Origin of the sequence: Exiguobacterium sp. TDN 0502, from assembly GCF_050846835.1 — a bacterium.
In the GTDB taxonomy this organism is placed as follows: domain Bacteria; phylum Bacillota; class Bacilli; order Exiguobacteriales; family Exiguobacteriaceae; genus Exiguobacterium_A.
Genome location: NZ_JBOZGJ010000001.1, coordinates 316865 through 340449 on the forward strand (window position 1 = coordinate 316865; position 23585 = coordinate 340449).

The 23585-nt window shown below is 50.8% G+C and carries 26 protein-coding genes and 1 pseudogene; 3 read left to right on the plus strand and 24 right to left on the minus strand.

Features of this window, described 5'->3' with window-relative positions; translation table 11 throughout:
- Positions 1-44: 44 nt before the first annotated feature.
- From ACRPK8_RS01540 to ACRPK8_RS01590, 11 genes are all read right to left on the minus strand, one after another.
- Positions 45-1211, minus strand: coding sequence for a bifunctional cystathionine gamma-lyase/homocysteine desulfhydrase (locus tag ACRPK8_RS01540; RefSeq protein WP_432236612.1), 1167 nt, complete (start codon positions 1209-1211; stop codon positions 45-47).
- Positions 1204-2127, minus strand: coding sequence for a PLP-dependent cysteine synthase family protein (locus ACRPK8_RS01545; RefSeq protein ID WP_432236892.1), 924 nt, complete (start codon positions 2125-2127; stop codon positions 1204-1206). Before ACRPK8_RS01545 ends, ACRPK8_RS01540 begins: the two co-directional genes overlap by 8 nt.
- Complete coding sequence (locus tag ACRPK8_RS01550) at positions 2124-2588, minus strand: S-ribosylhomocysteine lyase (RefSeq protein WP_029342435.1); 465 nt, start codon at positions 2586-2588, stop codon at positions 2124-2126. Before ACRPK8_RS01550 ends, ACRPK8_RS01545 begins: the two co-directional genes overlap by 4 nt.
- 3 nt (positions 2589-2591) lie before the next feature.
- Positions 2592-3230 (minus strand): class I SAM-dependent methyltransferase, encoded by a 639-nt coding sequence (locus tag ACRPK8_RS01555; RefSeq protein ID WP_432236613.1) that lies wholly within the window; start codon positions 3228-3230, stop codon positions 2592-2594.
- A gap of 539 nt (positions 3231-3769) precedes the next feature.
- On the minus strand, positions 3770-4051 hold the full coding sequence (locus ACRPK8_RS01560) for a thioredoxin family protein (protein WP_023469167.1): 282 nt from the start codon (positions 4049-4051) through the stop codon (positions 3770-3772).
- Between the two features lie 98 nt (positions 4052-4149).
- The gene (gene gcvH / locus ACRPK8_RS01565; RefSeq protein ID WP_029342437.1) at positions 4150-4533 is read right to left on the minus strand and encodes a glycine cleavage system protein GcvH; all 384 of its coding nucleotides are present in this window, start codon (positions 4531-4533) and stop codon (positions 4150-4152) included.
- Positions 4534-4597: 64 nt separating this feature from the next.
- Entirely contained in the window at positions 4598-4960 is a 363-nt protein-coding gene (locus ACRPK8_RS01570; RefSeq protein WP_023469169.1) for an arsenate reductase family protein, read from the minus strand.
- A 34-nt stretch (positions 4961-4994) separates the two neighbouring features.
- Positions 4995-5447: a DinB family protein gene (locus ACRPK8_RS01575; protein WP_432236614.1), complete on the minus strand. Its 453-nt coding sequence runs from the start codon at positions 5445-5447 to the stop codon at positions 4995-4997.
- A 75-nt stretch (positions 5448-5522) separates the two neighbouring features.
- Complete coding sequence (locus tag ACRPK8_RS01580; RefSeq protein WP_410501724.1) at positions 5523-7307, minus strand: acyl-CoA dehydrogenase family protein; 1785 nt, start codon at positions 7305-7307, stop codon at positions 5523-5525.
- Entirely contained in the window at positions 7304-8494 is a 1191-nt protein-coding gene (locus ACRPK8_RS01585; RefSeq protein WP_432236615.1) for an acetyl-CoA C-acetyltransferase, read from the minus strand. The genes ACRPK8_RS01580 and ACRPK8_RS01585 overlap by 4 nt, the downstream gene beginning before the upstream one ends.
- Positions 8495-8511: 17 nt before the next feature.
- Complete coding sequence (locus ACRPK8_RS01590) at positions 8512-10929, minus strand: 3-hydroxyacyl-CoA dehydrogenase NAD-binding domain-containing protein (RefSeq protein ID WP_432236616.1); 2418 nt, start codon at positions 10927-10929, stop codon at positions 8512-8514.
- A 183-nt stretch (positions 10930-11112) separates the two neighbouring features.
- On the opposite strand from ACRPK8_RS01590, the gene ACRPK8_RS01595 reads away from it, so the two are divergent.
- Positions 11113-11760, plus strand: a complete 648-nt coding sequence (locus ACRPK8_RS01595) for a class I SAM-dependent methyltransferase (protein ID WP_432236617.1) — start codon at positions 11113-11115, stop codon at positions 11758-11760.
- Between the two features lies 1 nt (position 11761).
- Positions 11762-12022, plus strand: a complete 261-nt coding sequence (locus ACRPK8_RS01600) for a hypothetical protein (protein ID WP_432236618.1) — start codon at positions 11762-11764, stop codon at positions 12020-12022.
- A gap of 418 nt (positions 12023-12440) precedes the next feature.
- On the opposite strand, the gene ACRPK8_RS01605 is transcribed toward ACRPK8_RS01600, so the two are convergent.
- The 13 genes and pseudogenes from ACRPK8_RS01605 to ACRPK8_RS01665 form a co-directional block, all read right to left on the minus strand.
- Positions 12441-13259 (minus strand): DUF2785 domain-containing protein, encoded by an 819-nt coding sequence (locus tag ACRPK8_RS01605; RefSeq protein ID WP_432236619.1) that lies wholly within the window; start codon positions 13257-13259, stop codon positions 12441-12443.
- 59 nt (positions 13260-13318) lie between these two features.
- Entirely contained in the window at positions 13319-14236 is a 918-nt protein-coding gene (locus tag ACRPK8_RS01610; protein WP_432236893.1) for a proline dehydrogenase family protein, read from the minus strand.
- 84 nt (positions 14237-14320) lie between these two features.
- Positions 14321-14995: a TVP38/TMEM64 family protein gene (locus tag ACRPK8_RS01615; protein WP_432236620.1), complete on the minus strand. Its 675-nt coding sequence runs from the start codon at positions 14993-14995 to the stop codon at positions 14321-14323.
- Positions 14992-15651, minus strand: coding sequence for a PAQR family membrane homeostasis protein TrhA (gene trhA, locus ACRPK8_RS01620; protein ID WP_290783425.1), 660 nt, complete (start codon positions 15649-15651; stop codon positions 14992-14994). The genes ACRPK8_RS01615 and trhA overlap by 4 nt, the downstream gene beginning before the upstream one ends.
- Before the next feature lie 218 nt (positions 15652-15869).
- Positions 15870-16485 (minus strand): annotated as a pseudogene (gene hisIE, locus ACRPK8_RS01625) (bifunctional phosphoribosyl-AMP cyclohydrolase/phosphoribosyl-ATP diphosphatase HisIE).
- Entirely contained in the window at positions 16482-17231 is a 750-nt protein-coding gene (gene hisF / locus ACRPK8_RS01630; protein WP_023469183.1) for an imidazole glycerol phosphate synthase subunit HisF, read from the minus strand. Before hisF ends, hisIE begins: the two are co-directional and overlap by 4 nt.
- Entirely contained in the window at positions 17225-17929 is a 705-nt protein-coding gene (hisA, locus tag ACRPK8_RS01635) for a 1-(5-phosphoribosyl)-5-[(5-phosphoribosylamino)methylideneamino]imidazole-4-carboxamide isomerase (protein WP_029342450.1), read from the minus strand. The genes hisF and hisA overlap by 7 nt, the downstream gene beginning before the upstream one ends.
- A complete protein-coding gene (hisH, locus tag ACRPK8_RS01640; RefSeq protein WP_255997628.1) occupies positions 17902-18489 on the minus strand; it encodes an imidazole glycerol phosphate synthase subunit HisH in 588 nt (195 codons plus the stop codon). The genes hisA and hisH overlap by 28 nt, the downstream gene beginning before the upstream one ends.
- Positions 18486-19067, minus strand: a complete 582-nt coding sequence (gene hisB / locus ACRPK8_RS01645; protein ID WP_432236621.1) for an imidazoleglycerol-phosphate dehydratase HisB — start codon at positions 19065-19067, stop codon at positions 18486-18488. Before hisB ends, hisH begins: the two co-directional genes overlap by 4 nt.
- On the minus strand, positions 19040-20011 hold the full coding sequence (locus ACRPK8_RS01650) for a pyridoxal phosphate-dependent aminotransferase (RefSeq protein ID WP_432236622.1): 972 nt from the start codon (positions 20009-20011) through the stop codon (positions 19040-19042). Before ACRPK8_RS01650 ends, hisB begins: the two co-directional genes overlap by 28 nt.
- The gene (hisD, locus tag ACRPK8_RS01655; RefSeq protein ID WP_432236623.1) at positions 20011-21228 is read right to left on the minus strand and encodes a histidinol dehydrogenase; all 1218 of its coding nucleotides are present in this window, start codon (positions 21226-21228) and stop codon (positions 20011-20013) included. Before hisD ends, ACRPK8_RS01650 begins: the two co-directional genes overlap by 1 nt.
- The gene (hisG, locus tag ACRPK8_RS01660; RefSeq protein ID WP_023469189.1) at positions 21225-21836 is read right to left on the minus strand and encodes an ATP phosphoribosyltransferase; all 612 of its coding nucleotides are present in this window, start codon (positions 21834-21836) and stop codon (positions 21225-21227) included. Before hisG ends, hisD begins: the two co-directional genes overlap by 4 nt.
- Complete coding sequence (locus tag ACRPK8_RS01665) at positions 21837-22658, minus strand: ATP phosphoribosyltransferase regulatory subunit (protein WP_432236624.1); 822 nt, start codon at positions 22656-22658, stop codon at positions 21837-21839.
- 122 nt (positions 22659-22780) lie between these two features.
- Here ACRPK8_RS01665 and hisJ point away from each other — a divergent pair, with 122 nt between their 5' ends.
- Entirely contained in the window at positions 22781-23575 is a 795-nt protein-coding gene (gene hisJ, locus ACRPK8_RS01670; RefSeq protein ID WP_432236625.1) for a histidinol-phosphatase HisJ, read from the plus strand.
- Positions 23576-23585: the final 10 nt, after the last annotated feature.

Here is a 23585-nt window from a genome sequence, read left to right on the forward strand (position 1 = left end):
TTTGTAGAATATATTCTGAATATTAGCAGGGGTTATTTTTGTTGTCAAACAGTTTTTTCAGAAACTTTTTCGAGGAACGTGAAAGCACGTGTTAAGTCTTCTTTCAAATCTTCCGAATCCTCAAGTCCAACTGAAATCCGGACGAGACCGTCCGTGATGCCGAGTTCTGCCCGACGTTCTGCTGGGATCGACGCGTGCGTCATCCGTGCCGGAACGGAAATCAGACTCTCGACGGCACCAAGACTCTCAGCGAGTGTGAAGAAGTGTGTTGCCTCGACGAGTTTTTCTGCGTTCGCTGCTGAACCGACATCAAAGCTGATCATCCCACCAAATCCAGTCGCTTGTTTTGCTTGGATGTCGTGACCAGGATGCGATGCAAGTCCTGGGTAGAAGATGTTCGAGACGATATCTTGCGCTTGTAAGAACGCAACAAGGTCATGGGCTGTTTCTTCGATCGCATCCATCCGGATACCGAGTGTACGCAGACCACGGACGAGCAGGAAGCTGTCTTGCGGTCCAAGCACGCCGCCTGTCGAGTTTTGGATGAAGTGCAGCTCTTCGCCGAGCGCATCATCTTTGACGACGACAAGTCCAGCGACGACGTCCGAATGTCCGCCGATGTATTTTGTTGCACTGTGCAAGACGATGTCTGCACCGAGTGCGAGTGGTTGTTGATGGTATGGTGTCGCGAACGTGTTGTCGACGACGAGTTTGAGATCGTGACGTTTGGCGATTGTTGCGATCGCTTGAATATCCGTTACTTTTAATAACGGGTTCGTCGGTGTTTCGACATAAACGATCTTCGTGTTGTCTTGGATTGCTGCTTCCGTTGCCACAAGGTCCGTCGTATCAACGAATGTCACTTGGATGTTGAACTTCGGTAAGACGCGTTGCATCAAACGGAACGTTCCACCGTAGACGTCATCTGTCATGACGATGTGGTCACCAGACTCAAGCAAATGGAAGACGGCATGGATTGCTGCCATCCCAGAACCGAATGCAAAACCGCGGGCGCCACCCTCGAGATCCGCAATCAACCGTTCGATGCTCGTCCGTGTCGGGTTCGCTGTCCGTGAGTATTCGTATCCGTCCTTCAGTTGACCGATTTTATCCTGCTTGTATGTGCTTGTTTGATAGATCGGTGGTGTGACGGCACCTGTTGCCCGGTCGACACCTGTTCCTCCATGAATCAATGCTGTCTTCTTACGCATGAGTTTCGTCCACCTTTTCAAAAATTTGTTGGCTTAAGTAGCGTTCGGCACTGTCTGCGAAGACCGTGACGATCGTACTGCCGGGGTGACGCTTCGCGATATCAAGGGCAGCAACGAGCGCTGCACCTGCTGAACTACCGACGAGTAATCCTTCGCGAGCGGCAAGTGTATGGACCGCATCAAACGCATCGCGGTCAGAAATCGTATGAATCTCGTCAACGAGCTCACGTGGCACGAGACTTGGCCATTTGGCTGTTCCAATGCCTTCCGTCTTGTGCGGACCGGCTGGACCACCGTTTAAGACGGAGCCCTCCGGTTCGACGATCGCTGCTTTTGTACCGAGACGTTGTTTTAAGAAGTCCGCTGTTCCGGCGAACGTACCGCCTGAACCACAACCGGCAACGAACCAGTCGATGTGCGACAAGTCCGCCATCAGCTCAGGACCGAGTGTCCGCTGATACGTGACTGGGTTCTCTTCGTTTTCGAATTGTAACGGGACGTAACTGTTCGGAATTTCCTGACCGAGTTCTTTTGCCCGGTCGATCGCCCCTTGCATATCGAGTTCAGTCGGCGTGTTGACGACGGTTGCGCCGAGTGCCCGCATCAACGTCTGCTTTTCCTGACTGAATTTTTCCGGAACGACACAGATGACTTGCAGATCGTATTTCTTAGCGGCGAGCGCCAAGCCGATGCCGGTGTTCCCGGCTGTCGGCTCGATGATCGTACCGCCTGGTGTCACATGTCCGTTTTCGATTGCTGCATCAACGAGTTGAATACCAAGGCGGTCTTTGACGCTGCCCCCAGGGTTCATCCATTCGAGCTTCGCCAAAATGCGCGTACCAGCAAGCAAATCGAATGAAGTGATCTCGTAGAGTGGTGTGTTTCCGACGAGGTCGCGGACGTTGTTCGCGATCATCCGAAGACGATGTCCCATTCATCACGACCGGCAAGCATTTTCTCGGCATAGTGCTTCGCTCCTTTGAGGTCATGTGCGCTTGCAAATCCACATTGGACTTCGTTTTGCGCTGGAATCTCTTCTGCTGCGAGGACGTCATTCAATGTCTTTTCAACGAGCTCGCTCATTTTTTCGACCGAGTCGAAGTTCATCATCGCCATGTAGAAACCTGTTTGGCATCCCATTGGCGAGACATCGATGACATCATCCGAGTAGTTGCGGATATTTTCAGCAAGTAAGTGCTCGAGTGTGTGCATCGCACGCATCGGCATTTGCTCAACGTTTGGTTGCGTGAAACGGATATCGTATTTGACGACTTGGTCGACTTTCCCTTCTTTATAACCCGCGACGCGGATATAAGGTGCTTTGACTTTCGTGTGATCCAGGTTAAAGCTTTCGACGTTCATTTTTTGAAGTGCCATGATTTATTCCCCCATTTTCTCGGCTTCTACGAGCCAGACGAAGTGATTGTATTGTGTGAAGTTAACAGTGAATCCCCGTGCTGTAAACAATTCTTCCATAACTGGAATCAACGGATAAAACTCGCGTTCGAGATCGTCGGCTAATGCATCAAACCTTTGCGCACGTGCTTCGCGGATCGTTTGCAGACGTGCCTCTTCTGAGACGAACATCGTATCCGCATAGACGATTTTTCCGTCTTTCGGTAAATGTGACGCCATCAGCTCGATTGCTTCTCCCTTTTCCTCATCCGTTAGATGATGAAACGCATACGTGGAGACGAAACTGTTTGCTTGCTCCGCTTCAAACGAGAGGAAGTGACCGTCCTGCACAGCAAGCGACGGAATCTTCTCCGTCAGGATCGCCCGCATCTCCGGACTTGGTTCGACGGCGAGTACGGCGTCGTGACGTGCCAGAAGACGTTGTGTCAGGTTCCCTGTGCCTGCTCCGAATTCAATGACCGGCGACTGCGCTTTATCCGCGACGGTATCCAAAATCTCATCGTATCGACGAAAGACCTCTTTATATTCCGGATCGTGTCCAGTTACTGTCTCGTCATACGTCGATGCCCATTCTGTGAAAACATCCATAAAACGTACTGTCATGCCTTGTCGTCCTCCATCTCACCAGTTAATTCCGAGTAATCGGATATGAATTAAAGTAATTTTCCTTATTCGCATTGTAGCAAGGAGATTCTATCCTGGCAAGCGACCGGCTCGAAAAAACTTCCGGAAAACAAAAAAAGGCGTTGCCGGCGAACCGACAACACGAATAATGTGGTTAGAAATGCTACGAAGGAAAACCCAGCTCCATTCGGAATTGTTCGCTCTTCCGCGTGGAGGACGGCGCCTGTTCGACATGATCGCCAGCTTACGTTCACTTCCTGATCGGTCCTTTCGATCCACCACCCGTTCATTGCACCGCTTCGTCTTTGGGGGACGACTTAAGGGGAAACAATACACCGGCTTAGGATGGGAGAAAGGGTTCAGGACTTGAATCGTATTGAACAATCATCTCTGCTAGACTTCCTATAATGCATTTCTAGAAGTTGTTATGAATATACCATTCATATTTCTGCGTTGTCAACGGATTATTGTAAATATTCCGACAATTTAACAAAAAGAAAAATCCAATCGGACTTTTCTTACCGTTCTTGACAGAAAGCAAAGACGTTTTGAACGGACTGGAAGGCATAAAGTCGCTCTACGACTTGGTTTTCTTCAATTCGTAATAACGCAGGAACACTCATGACACGGGCTTCTTCTAAGAAATCCGGAATGAAATTCCCGTTCGCCTTCTGAATCGATTGACCTGATTCCGTCGCTTCGACGATATCCAGCATCCGTTCTGCGATGGCGCATGTCCCGCACATCGGTGCATAGACATACAATAGCCCGTTTTCCGGGACCGTTGTGACCTCTTGCATAGCGGTCGCTCCTTTCTTCGTGGTATCTGTCGTCAGTATACAAAAAAAAGAGAGCGGACGAAACGCAAGCGCCTCGTTCACTCTCTTTTCGTTAAGTATTACTCGTTGATCATCGATTTGTACGCTGCAGCGTCCATCAATGCCTCGACTTGTGAAGCATCTTCGATTTCGATGTCGACCATCCAAGCGCCTTCAAATGGTGACTCGTTGACGAGTTCTGGGGAATCCGAAAGGTTTTCGTTGATGGCAACGACTTTACCAGAGATCGGTGCGTATAATTCCGAGACCGTCTTGACCGACTCGACTGAACCGAATGGCTCGTTTGCTGAGATCGTATCCCCGACTTCAGGCAATTCGACGAAGACGATATCCCCGAGTTCGTGTTGCGCGAAATCCGTGATTCCGATGCGCGCCTTGTTTCCTGATACTTCGACCCATTCATGTTCTTCCGAATAGCGTAAGTTGTCTTTTACTTGACTCATTTCCGATTCCCCCTGTGGACTAGTTTGGACTAACGTGTTCAGTATACCAAAATCGACTCTGAACTTAATACCATTTTCCTTGATACATTTCTTCCTTGAAGCCAATCGTGACGTCTTTTCCGTCTGTAACGATCGGACGCTTCAGCAACATACCGTCACTTGCGAGCAACTTGTATTGCTCGTCTTCCGATAACTCTGGAAGTTTGTCCTTGATCCCTTGCGAACGGTACGATTGACCGCTCGTATTGAAGAATTTCTTCAACGGCTCTCCGCTCTTTTGATGGAGTTCCTGAATCGTCGTTGCAGATGGCGTTTCCTCGACGATATGTTTGTAGTCCACTTCGACACCGTGCTGTTCGAGTGCTTTTTTTGCTTTGACACACGTACTACATTTCGGATAGCCGTACATCGTGACTGTTTTTGTCATATTCCTCACCTCACCTTCAAGAGTAGCAGATGGATCACTTCTGCTTCAAGTGTGCGAGCGCCCCGTCAATCTGATCTTGGTGATGGGCGTCATGGGCAACGAACGACTCGACGAATGTAAGTGGTCGGAAGTCCTCATAAGTTGCTTCAAACTGCTCGTCAGACAGACGATCAAGGTGATTGACGATGTCACGCCGGACGCTGATCGCTTTTTTCAACAAAGCCAGCGGATCGATATGATGCGCATATTCGACCGCCAGTCGATTGAACTGATCAAAATCTGTCTCAACAAGCGTTAACGGTTCGTCCGGTAACTTCGAGATGGCATGATCGTAATAAAACCGGTCCCATAAATAGAGGTGGCTGACACATTCAAGGACGGTCCACTTGTTAAGCGCAAGCGGCAGATCCCATTCTTCCGGCGACAAACGTTCAAGGGATTGATAGTAGGCAATCGCAAATTGCAGTTCAACCAATTCTTGGCGCATCTCGTTTTCCCTCCTCAACCAAAAACTTCGCCTTTACAGAGATTTTCCCTGCAAAGGCGAAGCGGTAAACCTGACTTAGACCGTATATTTGTTTGACTCGATGAGGCGTTTTGCGATGTCGCGTTTTGTACCGATGACGTTGATCGGCTGGTAACGGCTGAATTTTTTGAGCGCTGAGAGCAACATCCGGAGTTCGTCGCCGCTTGCTGCCGCGTAGAGCGTCTCTTTCGCGTCACGCTCGACAGCTTCGAATGCTTGTTGCGCGAAGACTTCCGTGTAACGGACTTTCAGTTCGCTCTTCTCGACACCTTTATCGGCAATCGCTTTGTCCGTCCGGACGATTGCTGACTCAAGCGCATAAATCGCACTCATGATGTCGGCTGTGTTCGCTAAGATTTCTTGCTCACCTTGGAGTTTGTCCTGGTATTTCTGGACCGCTGTTCCGGCAGTCAACAAGAAGATTTTTTTCATCATCGCCAGTAAGTGACGTTCGCGATCAAGTGGTGCTGTTCCGATTTCTGTCGGCATGAAGCTCATCACTTCTTGTTGCAGACGCTGTGCTTCCGCAAGCAACGGCAACTCGCCTTTCATCGCTTTCTTCAGCAACGTTCCTGGAACGAGAAGACGGTTGATCTCGTTCGTTCCTTCGAAGATCCGGTTGATCCGTGAATCACGGTACATGTTCTCGACTTCATATTCTGCCATGAAGCCATAGCCACCGTGAATTTGAACCGCTTCATCGATGACATAATCAAATGTTTCCGAAGCAAAGACTTTGTTCATCGAGCACTCGATCGCGTACTCCGCGATTGCATCGGCGATTTTCTTACCGTCTTTGCTCTCTTCTTCTGATAACTGATCGAGGCTGTCTTGGAACAGACCACCTGTCCGGTAAACCGAACTTTCCATCGCATACGTCTGTGCTGCCATCGTCGCGAGTTTTTCTTGAATCAATGGGAACGAGCTGATCGGTGTCTTGAACTGTTTCCGTTCGTTCGAGTACTGGACCGCGAGATCAATCGCCCGTTTTGACGAACCGACAGCACCAACAGCTAATTTATAACGACCGACGTTCAAGATGTTGAAGGCGATGACGTGACCGCGTCCGATCTCACCGAGAACGTTATCGACCGGTACTTCTGCATCTTGTAAGATCAACGTCCGTGTCGATGATCCTTTGATTCCCATCTTCTGTTCCTCGACGCCTGTCGAAACGCCTGGATACGATCCTTCGACGAGGAAGGCTGTGAACTTGTCACCGTCAATCTTTGCGTAGACGACGAACAAGCTTGCGAAACCAGCGTTCGTGATCCATTGTTTTTCACCGTTTAAGATGTAGTGCGTACCAGCTTCATTCAAGACAGCCGTCGTTTTAGCACCGAGAGCATCCGAACCAGAGCCTGGCTCCGTCAACGCGTACGAAGCGATCCATTCTCCTGAAGCGAGTTTCGGCAAGTATTTATGCTTTTGCTCTTCGTTACCGAAGAAGACGATCGGCAACGAACCGATTCCGACGTGTGCGCCGTAGCTGAGGGCGAATGAACGGCCGCGCGCGAACTTCTCCGTGATGATTGAAGACGAAATCTTATCCATCTGATAGCCGCCGTATGCTTCCGGAACGTCTGCGCCGAGTAGACCAAGCTCCCCTGCTTCACGGAGGAGACCGACCGACAATTCGAACTCATGTTTTTCAATCCGGTCAAGGACTGGAACGACACGATCTTCGACGAACTTCGCTGTCATGTCACCGACCATTTTATGTTCTTCCGAGAAATCCTCCGGTGTGAAGAGACGTTCTGGTGCTAACTCATCTAATACGAAACTGCCACCTTTGATTAATTCGTTTGTCGTTTGGCTCATTGTCCTGTTCCTCCTTCAACTAGTTCGAATACACCTGCTGCGCCCATTCCGCCACCGATACACATCGAGACGACACCATACTGGACATTCCGGCGTTTCATTTCATGCAAGAGCGTCAATGTGAGTTTTGTTCCCGTACAACCGAGTGGGTGACCGAGAGCAATCGCTCCACCGTTGACGTTAACGATGTCTTCGTTTAATCCGAGTTCGCGGATGACACCGAGCGACTGCGAAGCGAACGCTTCGTTCAACTCGATCAACCCGACGTCCTCCAGCGTGATGCCTGCGAGTTCGAGTGCCTTTGGAATCGCGACGACTGGTCCGATCCCCATCACTTCCGGACGGACACCACCGACAGCAAACGATTTGAACTTCCCGAGAATCGGTAACCCTTGGCGTTCTGCCTCTTCTCGTTCCATGACGAGAACAGCAGCGGCACCGTCTGACGTCTGCGAAGAGTTCCCTGCCGTGACGCTTCCGCCGAGACGGAACGCTGGGCGAAGTTTCGCGAGACCTTCCGGTGACGAATCCGGACGAACGCCTTCATCGTGCTCGACGACGAATGTCTTCTCTTCGATTTTCAGTTCATCGTTGACGAATTGTTCCGTCACCGTCACCGGGACGATTTCGTCAGCAAACTTACCAGCCTCGATTGCTGCCGCTGCCTTTTGGTGACTCTTTAGTGCAAAGGCATCTTGATCTTCTCGTGAGACATTATAGGTTGCAGCGACTTGCTCCGCTGTATGCCCCATGCTCATGTAGTACTCTGGTGCCGTGTCGACGATCGACGGATTAGGTCGAACGACGTGACCCGGCATCGGGACTTGACTCATCGATTCGAGTCCACCAGCGACGACGGCTGTTGCTTGCCCCGTCATGATTTTCATCGCCGCATCAGCGATCGATTGTAAACCACTTGAGCAATACCGGTTGATTGTGATCGCCGGTACCTCATGTGATAATCCACCGAGGACGGAAGCGTAACGGGCGATGTTCATCCCCTGCTCTGCTTCCGGTAAGGCACATCCAAGGATGACGTCATCGACCGCTCCCGTGTAACCGGACCGTTTCAACGTTTCCTGGATGGCGATGCCTGCTAATTCATCCGAGCGCATCGATTTGAATGCGCCCTTTTTTGCTTTTCCGACCGGTGTCCGTGCACCGGCGACGATTACTGCTTCCTTCATCCGAATCCCCCCAGTCCTCAGTTACGAAGCGGCTTGCCTTTGACGAGCATGTGCTGCATCCGTTGTTGTGTCTTCATCTCACCGATCAGGCTTAAGAATGCTTCCCGTTCGATGTCGAGCATATATTGTTCATCGACGTGGCTACCGAAGGCGACGTTTCCACCGGCGATGACGTGTGCGAGTTTACTAGCGATCTTCAAGTCATGTTCCGAGATATAGCCGCCGTAGAACATTTCGCGTGTCGCGAGTTCAAGCGTTGCTTTACCAGCACGACCGACGACTGGAATCTTCGCTTTCGCTGGTGCCGTGTAGCCGGTCCGGTCGAGTTCAAGGACGAGTTGTTTCGCATCATACGTCAAGTGATCCCGGTTCATCGAGATTTGATCAACGGAGCGGACATATCCGAGTTCGCGTGCTTCAAAGGCTGATTTTGAGACTTTTGCCATTGCGACGTTTTCGAACGTCTTTTGTGCTGCTTTTTCGATATTAACGAGTCCGTCCGGTGTGTTTTCTAACAGTCGACGATACGTGTTGACGTTTCCGCCGCCTCCCGGAATCAGACCGACACCGACTTCGACAAGACCCATATACGTTTCAAGCCCGGCTTGCAGACGAGCTGCCGGAAGCGAGATCTCCGTACCGCCACCAAGCGTCATCCCTTGTGGTGCAGCGACGATCGGACGCGATGCATAGCGAATCTTTTGAATCGATTGTTGGAATTTGTTGATGATCCAGTCGAGTTCGAACCAGTTCTCATCTTCCGCTTCCATCAGCATCATCGCTAAGTTCGCACCAACACAGAAGTTTTTGCCATCGTTTGCGATGACGAGACCACGGTGGTTTTTCTCAACTAAATCGACTGACTGTTCGATCATCTGCATGATGTCGACGCCGATTGCATTGCTCTTCGATGTGAACTCAAGGACCGCGACATCGTCGCCGATATCAAGCAGGCGTGCCCCATTGTTCTCTAGTAAGACACCGTTTGACTTCCGAACATCGCGGAGACGGATTTCCTTCGGATTGACCGTTGCTCCGACGTAGTCTTTCGTTGCAACGTCATAATGACGACCGGACGCATCATAGAAACTCGTTTTTCCTGCTGCGAGCATCTCATCGATCCATGCCGGTACTGCGTAACCGTCTTGTTTCATCTTCGCAACCGTCTTCTCGACACCGAGTGCGTCCCATGTCTCGAACGGTCCCATCTTCCAACCGAAGCCCCATTTCATTGCTTCGTCAATCGCTTTGATATCGTCTGCGATCTCTCCAGTCAGCTGAGCCGAGTAGAGCAATGTTTTCGCGTGGATCGGCCAGAGTAAGGCGCCGACACGATCTTGCGCGAAGACGACGGCCTTCAGTTTGTTTTTTGCGCCCGGAAGTGCTTTTGCTTGTCCGATCGACGGTTCAGTAAGCGCTTTCTTTTCGACGTACTCAAATGTCTCGAGATCAAGTTCAAGAATCTGTTTTCCGACTTTCTTGTAGAAACCTTGACCCGTCTTCGCACCGAGTGACCCTTGTTCGACAAGGCGACGCATCTCAGCCGGAACCGCGAACGTTTCCTTCTCTTCGCCTTCTGGCAACAAGTCATAGACGTTGTTCGCGACGTGAACGAACGTGTCGATGCCGACGACGTCGAGTGTCCGGAACGTCGCTGACCCTGGGCGACCAAGGAGTGGACCTGTGACCGAATCGACCTCCCCGATCGAATAGCCACCTTTTTTCATCTCATCCATCGTCACGAGGAGACCGTATGTCCCGATTCGGTTGCCGATGAAGTTCGGTGTGTCCTTCGCAATGACGACACCTTTCCCGAGTCGTTCCTCTGCGAATTGTTTCATGAAGTCGACAACACTTGGATCCGTATCTGACGTCGGAATCAACTCAAGCAACTTCAGATAACGTGGTGGGTTAAAGAAGTGTGTCCCGAGGAAACGACGATTGAACGACTCCGAACGCCCTTCGCGCATCGCTTCGATCGAAATGCCTGATGTGTTCGAGCTGACGATCGCGTCTTCCCGAATGAATGGTTCGATCGTTTTAAACAATTGCTGTTTGACGTCGAGTCGTTCGACGACGACTTCAACGATCCAGTCTGCTTCTTTCAGACGCTCTAAATCGTCTTCTAAGTTTCCGACCTCGATGAAGTCAATCAATTTCTTCGACGCGAGTGGTGCTGGATTTTGTTTCAAGAGTTTTTCGCGGTTATCGCGCGCGATGCGGGAACGGACGCGCGGATCACTCAGCGTCAAGCCCTGCTTCTCTTCTTGTGCCGTAAGTTCTTTTGGTACGATATCAAGCATCAATGTCCGTATGCCAGCATTCGCAAGATGTGCCGCGATGCCCGCACCCATCACCCCTGAACCGATGATGACGGCGAATTGGATGTGTTTCGTCAACTGGATTGTGGTCGGCTGACCGATTTGACTCGCCATGATATACCCCCTGAGTTTAAATTGAATGAACAACCATTCATTATACTGACAAAAAAAGAAGCCAATCGGTTTTCGTTTGCTTCTTCTACATCTTCATCATAAATGAATAATGATTCAGTAGCAATAAAAAATCAGTCAATGGACAAATTTTCCTGTTAGACTGATAAAAAGGAGTGGATACAAATGAGTCAAACCGAGCATGTATGGAATCAAAAAGCCGCTGACTGGGCGGATCGCGCTGACGATATGTGGACGAACGGCAGTCGGAAAACCGTTTTGCCGTTCTTACGAAAAACGATCACCGGTGGTCGTTTGCTTGATCTCGGTTGCGGTGATGGTGCAGCCTGTCGCTTACTGACACCGGACTTTCAGACAGTTGGACTTGATGTCTCAGACGAAATGATCCGGATTGCCCGTGAGAAGTCACCCGAGCAGACATTCATTGTTGGAACGGGCGAAGCGTTACCGTTTGCTGATCACGCGTTCGACGTCGTTCTTGCCGTTAACTCACTTGAATGGTCGACACGTCCTGTTCAAGTGCTGCAAGAAATCGAACGCGTCGCCCCGCTTGTCGTCATCAGTCTACTTGGTCCGACAGCCGCACCACGGCAACTTGCTTACCGTCGTCTCTACGGTGAGGAAGTCGCGATGGGGAATACGATGATGCCGTGGGAACTGCTGCAACTAGCGAAAGAACGTGGCTGGACGTTACTCGATGAAGCAATCATCCAAAAAGAAGGAGCCGTTATGACGGGACATCGGTTACTGGATCAAGCCCATGCCTTCTCGTGTTTGCTTGCTTTTCAGACGACAGCTGTGAGGGAGAGATAAGATGTCATATACAACCTTTTATACATTTATCTTGATTGCATTAGGTGTTGTTTTTATCTATTACATCGAAGCACTTGATGTATTAGAACGGTGGCAATTTTTCTTATTGTATATGGTTTTCTTTATGGGTGTACCTGAACTCGGAAAGCGACTTTTTGGACGGTATCAAGAAAAACGATTTCATCCGCAGACCGCTATCTTCCTCATCATTCTTATATTCGCGGGGATGCTGTTGTTAGGAAATATTGTGGAACCTAATTAATTGATTTCAAAAATAAAAGGAGTTTCCTCACTGTCTTCTCACCCGCTTTCCTCAGGCGAGACACGAGCCAGTCTTCCTCATCCTTCGGATGACGAATCCGGGTCTTGTTTGTCTCTGACAGCGCGATAAACCATCGCGCTTTTTCCTGTAGGAGTCGGGTGAAGACATGTGAGGAGGACGCACTCATTTGTTATCCAAAGAACTCAAAAGCGATCGATTTCCGTCAATGGAATCGATCGCTTTTGATGAGTTCATGTAGGACGAACCAGGCATCTTCGACTCCTACAGGAAAAGGAAGCATGAACCATGCTTCCGTCAGGGAATAGGAAGACCCGGCAAATCACATGGAATGTGAGATGCCGCGGCTTACTTCCCGCCTGAGGAAAGCGAAGATACTGGGAACGTCCGGTATACTGCTTCATCCTCCATGCGTTCGCTGATGTACCTGTCGCAACCACTCTTCAATCAAAATGTGATCCGATCGTTCTTCCCATTTCAGTCGGAAATAGAGTGTCTGTAGCATCTGTTTGACGTTACGATACGTCGTCCACTCCGCATCTCCCCATGTCACGTCACTCTCAAGCCACTCCTTAATATTATGTTCGATTCGTTGTAATAGGACATCTTCCGACAGTCCATGGCGACAAGCTTGCAACCATGCTGTTACCATCCGATCAGCTTCTTCATCAATGTAGAGATACTCAGACCGCGTCAACTGACGAACCATCGCATCGATTGCTCCGACTTCTTCTTGCGGAAGACTGGCCGGATGCGTAAACCAGACCGCATAAACATCGGCGATATGTGCCATACTATGTGCCCATCCAAACCCGTCAATGAATCCGCGGACATCTCTTTCTTGCTCCAGATAAGTTTGTAAGTACGTCGACAGTCGATCCAACTGTTCTTGCTTCAGCATGCGCCGGGTTTTGTCCATCACTAACAATTCAGCGAGTGCTAATGCTGAAAATGATCGCGTCAGAACAGCTGTTGTGTCCGCTGTTCCAATTCTATACATCAATCCATGCCCACTTAAAATGAAATCGAAAATCTGCTTTGCCTCATCTACCGTCAATGCGTCTGAGCTGATATAGGTCGCTAATTGCGAATAGATCAATCCATCCCGTAACTCAGAATCCGTCGAACCAATATGCAAAAGCAACTCATCGAGTAATGCAGGCATTGTATTCGCGTTTTGTTGCAACAGTTCCTTTAACTCTTGTTCTGTGCGTGCCATTCTGTCCTCTCCTCTCTGAATCAAAAAAAGACGATGCAACGTTGCATCGCCTTCCCCACTTATCCTTTGACCATTCCTTTGAGAACGAAGGCAACGTTTGCCGGTCGTTCTGCTAAGCGGCGCATGAAGTAACCGTACCAGTCACGTCCATAAGGAACGTAGACACGGACTTTATAGCCTTGTTTGACGAGTTCGAGTTGGCGCTCGACCCGGATGCCGAATAACATCTGGAATTCGAACTGGTCTTTTTCGATCCCGTTTTCTTTAGCGTGACGGATGACTTGCTCGATCATCGCATCGTCATGCGTTGCGACGGCAGCATAGTTTCCGAGTGATAATTGTAACTTCACGAGCTTGATGTAGTTATGATCGACATCTTCCTTCTCTGGGAATGCGACCGTTGCCGGCTCCTTGTATGCCCCTTTGACGATCCGGAGATTCGTCTCGAAGCGTCCGACACGTTTGATATCATCTTCCGACCGATAGAGGTAGGACTGAATGACCGTTCCAATGTTATCGAAAGATTGGCGCAATTCTTCAAACAATTGAATCGTCTTTTCACAACGTGGCTCATCTTCCATGTCGATCGTGACGAAGACACCGAGTTCTTTCGCCCGCGTTAAGATCCGTTCCATGTTCGAGCGAATCAATTCGTCCGAGATATCGAGTCCGAGTGATGTCAGTTTCAACGAGAGTTGCGAGTCTAATTTTTCTTCCGCAATCATCTCAACCGCACGAATACATTCTTGTGTCATCATCTCTGCTTCCGCAACCGTCGAGATGAACTCCCCTAAATGGTCCATCGTGACGCATAACCCTTTTGCGTTCAATTCCTGGATCGCCCGTTTCGATGCTTCCAATGAATCCCCTGCCACGAAGCGACTTGCTCCGAATTTAAGACCGTATCGCTTGGCGAGACCATTCAATGTCTTGTTTTGCGATAAGAAGATAAAACCATCCCGTAATACTCTTTCCATCACTCATTATTCCCCCTAAATACATGCTAGGCTGTTTTACCGTATTGGTTCACATCACTGCACTCATATTATGACATAAAGCGCTTACATTTGCTCTTTCTTTTGTTTATTTTTGAGAATCCGTTGAGCAACAAGTCCAACAGCAAAAAATAAGACATACAGACCGATGGCAACGAAAAATTGCCAGGAGAACGGATCACGCAGACTCGAGCCGATATTGTTGTATACGAACGCACCGGGGATGATTCCGAGATAGTTGGCGATGGCGAACTGTTTAAAGCGGATTTTTGATAGACCGGACGCGTAGCTGATCGCGTCAAACGGAAATAGCGGAATCAATCGGACGACTAAGACGACGAGAAATCCGTTCTTCGCAATCCGTTCGTCGAGTACGTTCAGCTTCCCTTTGCCGATCAACTTCTCGACCCCACGGCGACCGAGCAATCGAGCGATCCAGAAGCTGAGCAGACCGCCGGTACCGGCACCAATGACGTCGAGTAACGTCCCGAGCCATGGTCCATACGTATAACCGCCGAATAACGTCAGTAAGCTTGCCGGGAAAAAGACGAGCGGACGGATCGTATAGGCAAGGACGTAGAGTAACATCCCGGTCAGACCTTGATCCCTTATCCAGTCGGATAACGCCTGAATATCGAATTGCTCCAGCATCCCGGACATCCGGAAGTACAGGAGCAACCCAAGGCCAAACATAAAATACAGCGTAAGCGGGAGCCAGTCCCGCAATCGTAGTTTTTTCATGACATCGTCGCCGGAGCAACGTAGTAGAAAATCGAGAGAAAGATCAGGACACTGCCGGCAAGGACGAACAGATGCCAAATCGCGTGGTTATACGGTAAGCGTGCCCAGACGTAGAAGATGACGCCAAGTGAGTACGCGAGTCCACCACCGAGGAGCAGTAAGAACCCTTGGAACCCGAGTGCCTCATAAATCGGCTTGATTGCAAACAGACAACACCAGCCGAGGATCAGATAAGACGCATTCGAGATCCAGACGTATTTACCGGTCGAATAGAGTTTCCAGATGATGCCGAGCGTTCCGACACCCCAGACGATGCCGAGCAACGTCCAGCCGAGCGGCCCCCGGAGTGTGATCAAGGCGAACGGTGTATAACTACCAGCAATCAACAGATAGATGCCGGCGTGATCTAAAATTTGCAAGACCTTATTCGCTTTCGTGTGCATCAGTGAATGCATCAAGGTCGAGAACAAATAGAGCAGAATCATCGTCGCCCCGAAGATACTGACGGCGGTGACGTTCCAAGCGCTCCCGGATTTCGTCGCCTGCAGGATCAACAGCACGAGCGCAACGATGCTGAAGATGACACCGAGACCATGTGTGATGGCACTCGCGATCTCCTCTTTCAAGGAATCGCCTTTTGCGAGCAGCTCTTCGATCGTTTCCTTCGATTGTTGCTTGATCGTTTGCTTGATTTCTTTTTTCGTAACCAATCGAACACCTACTTTCTAAAAACAAAGGACTATGCTTTTGATTATACGCCCTCATGCGACAGCGTGCCTATCGAAAGATTCTGTCGATTTGATGACAACCGTCATCTGTTTGTCTTTTCCCGCTCATACAAAAATCCACACCGCCTAAGCGATGTGGATATACCTTACCACTGTTCAATATCTGGGCGATCCTTGAACGTCGATTTTGTTCCGTGACGTTCGTTCAGGACCGCTTCGACTTCTTTGAAGGAGACACCACGGTCAGCAAGCAAGACCGTTAAGTGGTACAACAAGTCTGCTGTCTCTTCGGCTAACGTATCGTTACCGGCGAGGACGACTTCAAATGCCTCTTCACCGAACTTCTTCGCAATCTTCTCGTATCCGGAAGCAATCAAATAGTTCGTATAGGATTCAGCTTCCTTTGCCTCAATCTTCGCTTTGACGGTCTGTTCCAGTTCGTATAACATCGGGCACCTCCACTTCTGTATAGAAACAACTGCGATTTCCGGTATGGCATGTCGGACCGTTCGCTTTGACTGCGATCAAGAGACTATCCTGATCACAGTCGATCCACATCCGTTTGAGTTCAAGTGTGTTCCCGCTCGTCTCTCCTTTCGTCCAAAGACGATTCTTCGTTCGTGAGAAGAAGGTGACAAGACCGGTCGCAAGCGTCTTATCATAGGCGGCTTGATCCATAAAGCCGACCATCAAGACATCGTTCGTCTGCTCGTCGACGACGACGGCAGCGACGAGTCCTTTTGAAAAATTCAATGTCGTCATCGGACTTCGACTCCTCGTTCTTTGAGGTAGGCTTTTGTTTCCGGCATCGTGTACGTCGCTTCATGGAAGATCGAAGCAGCAAGGGCCGCGTCAGCGCCTGCCTCTAGTCCTTCCGCTAAGTGATCGAGTGTTCCGACTCCACCGGAAGCAATGATCGGCACGTTAACGACTTCACGCAGACGACGGATCAAGGCGAGATCATAGCCGTCTTTTGTGCCGTCAGCGTCCATCGACGTGACGAGTAACTCACCGGCACCAAGCGCGACCGCTTCCTGTGCCCACTCGATCGCGTCACGTCCGACGGGTTGTGTGCCACCATGTGAGAAGACACCCCATGAGTCGCCCGTCTGCTTCGCATCGATCGCGACGACCGTCGCTTGGACACCGAACAGGCGGCTGACTTCTTGAATCAGTTGTGGGTTTTGGAGTGCCGACGAGTTGAGCGAAACTTTATCGGCACCGGCACGAATCAACCGTTTTGCGTCTTCGATTGTCTTGATTCCGCCACCAACCGTAAACGGCATGTAGATGACTTCCGCAACGCGTTCGACGATATCAAGCATCGTCTCACGCCCTTCTTGTGTTGCTGAGATATCGAGCAGGACGAGTTCGTCCGCCCCTTGCTCGTAATAGTATTTCGCAACGGCGACCGGGTCACCAAGATCACGCAAGTTCTGGAATTTAACCCCTTTGACGACACGGCCTTCTTTGACGTCAAGACAGGGAATGATCCGTTTCATCAACATACGCGTAACACCTCTTTTAAGGCGAGTGATCCGTCGAGCAACGCCCGACCGACGACGGCTCCGTCCATCCCAATTTCTTTGAGACGCGCGACGTCATCGACTGTCGTCACACCACCGGAAGCGATCAATTCGACCCCTTCCCGTTTCAAGCGATCGAGTCCATCAACGTCCGGTCCCATCATCATTCCGTCACGCGAAATGTCTGTGTAAAGGAACGTCTTGATGCCTTTACCGATCAAGTGTGTCATCGCCTCTTCGAGCGTCCAACCGCTCGCTTCGAGCCAACCGCGTGTCTGAACGATGCCTTCTTTGGCATCCAACGCAACCGCCAGTTTATCACCAGCGAGGGCAATCATCTGCTCGAGTAACGCTTCGTCTTCAAGGGCGACCGTGCCGACGAGAATCCGGTCGATCCCGGCACCGACGTATGCTTCGACGGTCTCGATGTTACGGACACCACCACCGGCTTCAACGAACAAACCGGTCTCCTTTTTGATGTCGGCGATCAAGTTCAAGTGCAACGGTTCGCCGGCTTTTGCGCCGTCAAGATCGATCAAGTGGATTGCTGTTGCCCCGTCTTCCTTGAAGCGCTTCGCAATCGTCAACGCATCACCGAAGAATGTCTGTTGGTCAAAATCTCCTTGCTTCAGGCGCACCGCCTGTCCGCTCATTAAATCGATTGCTGGGTAGAGTTGCATGTCGTCTCTCTCCATTCCTTCAGTAGTTTCAATCCGACTTCGCCACTCTTTTCCGGGTGGAACTGCATCCCCGTGACTTGTCCTTTTTGGACGATTGCTGGGACGAGGCGTCCGTATTCGACCGAATCGACGATCCATTCTGGATCACAGACGGCACCGTACGAGTGGACGAAATAGACGGCTTCGCCATGGTTCGTCAGCTGGTGCCAACCCATGTGCGGCAAACGGACGTCGCTCGGTAGTTTTTCGATCGTTCCCGGTAAGATGCCGAGACCTTCCGTCAGTCCATCTTCGTCACTCGATTCAAAGAGTAACTGCATTCCGAGACAAATCCCGAGGAACGGCTTCTTTTCGGCTTGTTCTTTTAAGAAGTCGACGAGTCCCGTTTCCTTCAAGCGCTCCATTGCCGGTGCATAGGCACCGACACCGGGTAAGACAAGTGCTTCTGCTTGGTCGAGCAACTCCGTGTCACTCGTGACGATGACTGCTTCGCCGAGCTCCTTTAACGCCCGCTCGACGTTCGCAATATTTCCGACGCCATAATCGACGATTGCTATCATTGATCAATCAACCCTTTCGTAGACGGTACGCCTTCGCTCGTCACGGCAACTGCCTGACGGACGGCCCGACCGAGTGCTTTGAACAACCCTTCGATCATGTGATGGGTGTTTGAACCATATAAGACTTCGGCATGAATCGTCATCCGGGCACTCCGGGATAAGCCTTGGAAGAACTCTTCTGCGAGTTCCGTATCAAAGTCACCGAGCTTCGGATTCTTGAAACTAGCACGGAAGACGGTGAACGGACGACCGCTGAAGTCGAGCACGACCGATGCGAGTGTCTCGTCCATCGGTACACGCGATTCACCGTAGCGTTCAATCCCGGCTTTATCGCCGAGCGCTTCCGTCAATGCTGCCCCGAGGACGATTGCTGTATCTTCGACCGTGTGATGGGCATCGATCCACGTATCACCTTTTGCTGTCACCTTCAGACCGATCCGGGCCTGGAAGGCGAATAACGTTAACATATGATCAAAGAACCCGACACCCGTCTTGATCTCAACCGGACCTCCTGCGAGATCGACCTCGACCTTGATGTCTGACTCTGCACTTACTCGTTCGCTTGTGCCACGCCGCATCGTAATTCCTCCTCTACACACGTTTCTAATACTTGCATCGCTTCTGGTGATCCACAGCTGACACGGAATGCTTGGTCAAACAAGCGGATCCGTAATCCGGCGTCAGCACAATGCTGCGTAAAGCGTTCGGCTTCTGGATACTCGACATAAACGAAGTTCGCTGCACTTGGATACGTCTTGCCGATCGGGGCGAGAATCCGCTCAATCGCTTCGCGACTCGCATACGTTTCTTCTAAGACTCGATCGAGTTCCGGTTCTGCCATGATGGCGATGCCGACAGCTGCTGATAAACCAGAGACGTTGTATGGTGATTTAATCTGTTCGATTTCTTCAATGATTTGTTCGCTCGCGATGACAAAACCAAGTCGGAGCGATGCGAGTCCGAACGCTTTCGAGAGCGTCCGTAAGATGATCGCTTTCGGATATTCCTCGAGTAAGTGAAGCATCGATTGTTCGAGCGCGAAGTCGATGTACGCCTCATCGATAACGACGTATTTGCCACTGTCGAGCAAGCGACGGATGTCCGCTTCCTTGCGGAGGACACCGGACGGATTGTGCGGGTGACTCAAGAAGATGATCTCACCAGGAGCTGCGATCAATCCGTCGACGTCAAGCGCCATCTCGTCAAGTAGTGGCACCCGTTCAAACGGTGCCCGTGCTCGGTCAGCATAAAACTGATACATGACGAAATCCGGTTCCGAGGCGATGACCGGCATCCCGGGTCCGCCGTAGCGGGCGCATAAGTAGCCGATCAGCTCATCCGAGCCGTTCCCGGCGACAAGTTGTGTCGGACGGACACCGGCGTATGTGGCGTACGATGCCTTAACTTGATCGATGATCTCGACAGGATATTCATTTAAAGGGAACGTTGCGATCAATTCCTGGATCGCTTCGATCCCGACTGGACTGTGGGTCGTGAATCGTTCGTTTTGGTGTAATCGCATTAGTCTTCCCTCACTTCGATGGCTTGTGCGTGTGCTTCGAGTCCTTCAACCCGGGCAACGGTCTTCGCTGCGTTCGCGAGACGTTGTACGCCTTCACGTGTGGCTTCGAGCATCGTCTGGTGACGCAGGAACGTCCGCGCTGATAATCCAGACGCAAAACGAGCTGTCCCGGATGTCGGTAAGACGTGGTTCGTCCCAGCGACGTAATCACCAAGTGTTTCCGGTGTCTCGTGACCGAGGAAAATCATGCCGGCGTGACGGATCGATTTGACGACCTCTTGCGGATTGGCAACGGCAAGTTCCAAGTGTTCTGCTGCGAGACGGTTCGCTTCTTCGATTGCTGTCTCGAGTGGAGCAACGAAGACGCCACCGTTTTCCATCGCACGACGGGCAATCTCTTGACGCGGCAATTGTTGTAAGCGCCGTTCGATTTCCGCATCCACCGCTTGTTTCATTTCTTCCTTTGGCACGAAGGCGATCGCGACAGCGTCACGGTCGTGTTCGGCTTGAGCAAGGAGGTCCGCTGCGATTCGGTCCGGATGCGCTGTTTCGTCCGCAATGACGACGACTTCCGATGGACCAGCGACCGAGTCAATCCCGACGATGCCGTAGACTTGGCGTTTGGCTTCCGCAACGAAGCGGTTCCCAGGTCCAACGATTAAATCGACGGCTTGGATACTTTCTGTTCCAAATGTCAGCGCGGCGACGGCTTGCGCTCCACCAATCGTATAGATTTCTGTTACACCAGCGATCCGTGCCGCAACGAGTACCTCGTTACTTAAGTTCGTCATCGGCGTCACCATGACGACGCGTTCAACCCCAGCGACTTTTGCTGGAATGGCGTTCATCAAGACCGTCGACGGATAACTTGCCGCACCACCTGGTACATAAATCCCGACCGAATCAACGGGAACAAACCGTTGACGTCGTGTCACGTCTGCTTCGACGAGTTCGATGTCAGACGGAAGTTCTTGTTCATGCCATTCGACGAGTCTTGTCGCCATCAACTTCAACGAGTCGATCAAGTTGGCATCTGCCTGTTTAAAGGCTTGCGTGATCCGTGTTTCACTGAGACGGAAATCTTCGAGATCGACTTGATCGAATTGGTTCGTGTAATCGCGGACAGCAGCGTCACCATCTGTTGCGACGCGTTCGAGGATTGCGCGGACCGCGAGCTCCGTGTCGCGATCGATGCTGAAAGGTTTTGTCGGTGTCATGATCGTGTCACTCCTTCTGTCAATTGCTCGAGCAAGCGGATGACTTCAACCCGCTTCCGTTTTAACGTCCACTCGCTCGTAAAGAATCGAGCGCTGATATCGATGATTTTTTCGTATTCATTTAGTCCGTTTGCCCGTAACGTCTCACCTGTCTCGACGATATCGACGATTGCGTCAGCAAGTCCGAGTAACGGTGCCAACTCGACCGAACCGTTCAACGGTACGATGTCGACGTCGACACCGAGTTCGCTGAAGTAGCGTTTTGCGATGACCGGATACTTCGTCGCAATCCGGACGCGGCGCCCACCTTCGAATTGTAACGGCTCCTTCGCACAGACGGACATCCGGCAGACACCGAACGGTAATTCTGCGAGTTCCGATAGTTCTTGATCCGATTCGAGTAAGATGTCGCTCCCCGTGATCGCAACGTCAAGGACGCCTTGAGCGACGTACGGAATCAAGTCCGATCCTTTCATGAAGACGAATTCGTGCTCGCCCCGTTTGACGATCAGTTCGCGTTCAATGGCTCCCCATGTCTCGACGCCAGCTTCTTTTAGATAACGTTCTGTCGCTTTCGACAGCCGTCCTTTTGTAATTCCGATTCGCATTTAGAGCACCTCCGCCAACCGTTCGACCGAGAATCCGATGCCGAACGCCTGTTGTTCTTGTCCGAATTGTTCATAGAGCCGGTCGTAGCGTCCACCGACGAGGACGGGTTCCGTCACACCTTCGATGAAACCGTGGATCGTGATCCCGTCGTAGTACGTCTGTAAACCCATTTGACCGAAGTCGAGATCGGCATTGACGGCTTCCGCGAGATCAAGCACGGCATTGAGTCGTGTCTCGTCGACGTACGGTAAGATCGTCTCTGCCCCTTCACGTCCGAATAATAAAGGAAGTTTCGCAAGTAGGGCATCATCGAGTTGACACGCGATCCGCTTCAGTTCGATGACGTTACGTAAACGGAGCATCTGCGTCACTTGATCGCGTAAGTGGTGATCACCGACACGCGTCTCGATCAAATGCTCGATCAGACCGGCATCACCGATCGAGAGTGTGACTTCTTTTCCTGTCAGTTCTTCGACGAGTCGGACCGCGAGTTGAATCGCTTCGACTTCTGCAATTTGTCCCCGTTCCTCAAACCCGACCTGGAACTTCTCTTCCGGTTGAAAGACCGAGCCACTGTAGAAGACACGTTTATATTGTTCGCGACCACGTTCGCTAAGTGCACGCGCGACACTAGTCGTAAAATCCATCCGAATCTGTTCCCGTCCACCGATTTCCTCAATTAAGGGGGTGATTAATCGGGTATAGTTAGATTGTTCGAGTCCATCTTCGAGCTGACGGATGACCTGCTGGAGCCGCGTTGCCGAGGCACCGACGTAGTCCGTCGCTCCATCCTTGAGTCGAATCGTAGAAAATGATTGCATACTCCCACTCCTTTATCTTATTATCACTGTACCACGCTAAATTATTTAACGATAAGATACCGCGTTTCGGGCACATTGTCAATCGCTTTGCTTGCCAATTCTAAAAAATCGGAGGGTTACTCATGCAATTATTGAAATGGGACGGTCACGTCCACAGTCCATATTGTCCACACGGTACGAAGGATCCACTCGAAGCCTACATCGAGCGTGCCTTAGAGCAAGGCTTAGAACGGATCAGCTTCACGGAACATGCCCCTTTACCTGAAGGTGTGACGGATCCTGCGCCAGATAATGATTCCGGAATGTCGTTTGCGACAGCCGATGCCTACCTGAAGGAATTAACGCAACTCCGCGAGACATACAAGAATCAGATCGACATCCGGATTGGGATGGAATTCGACTACTGGGAAGGGCATGTCGACGGCACGCGTGACATCATCGCTCGCTACGCCGATGTCTTGACCGACGGGATTCTCTCATTGCATTATTTATACATTGATGACAAGTACTACATGGTCGACTTCAGCAAGGAAAGCTTCGGTGAGATCGTCACGAAACTCGGAAGCGTCACCGCCGTCCACGAACGGTATTATGAAGGCATCCAAGCCCTCGTCATGACGGACCTCGGTGCACACCAGCCGAAGCGACTCGGTCACTTGACGTTACCGACGAAGTTCATCCAAGCCTATCCGCTCGAATCGAACCCAACGAACCTCGACGACACGTTACGGAAAATCCGTCAGGCAAACTTTGCACTCGACGTCAACACGGCAGGACTCCGAAAGCCGTTATGTGGTCTTTCCTATCCTTACCCGGAACTCTTGCAAGTCACGCAGTCGTTATCGATTCCGCTCGTCTATGGATCAGATGCCCACCTCGCAAAAGATGTCGGTGCTGATTTCGATTTCAAATGGTAAACAAAAATCC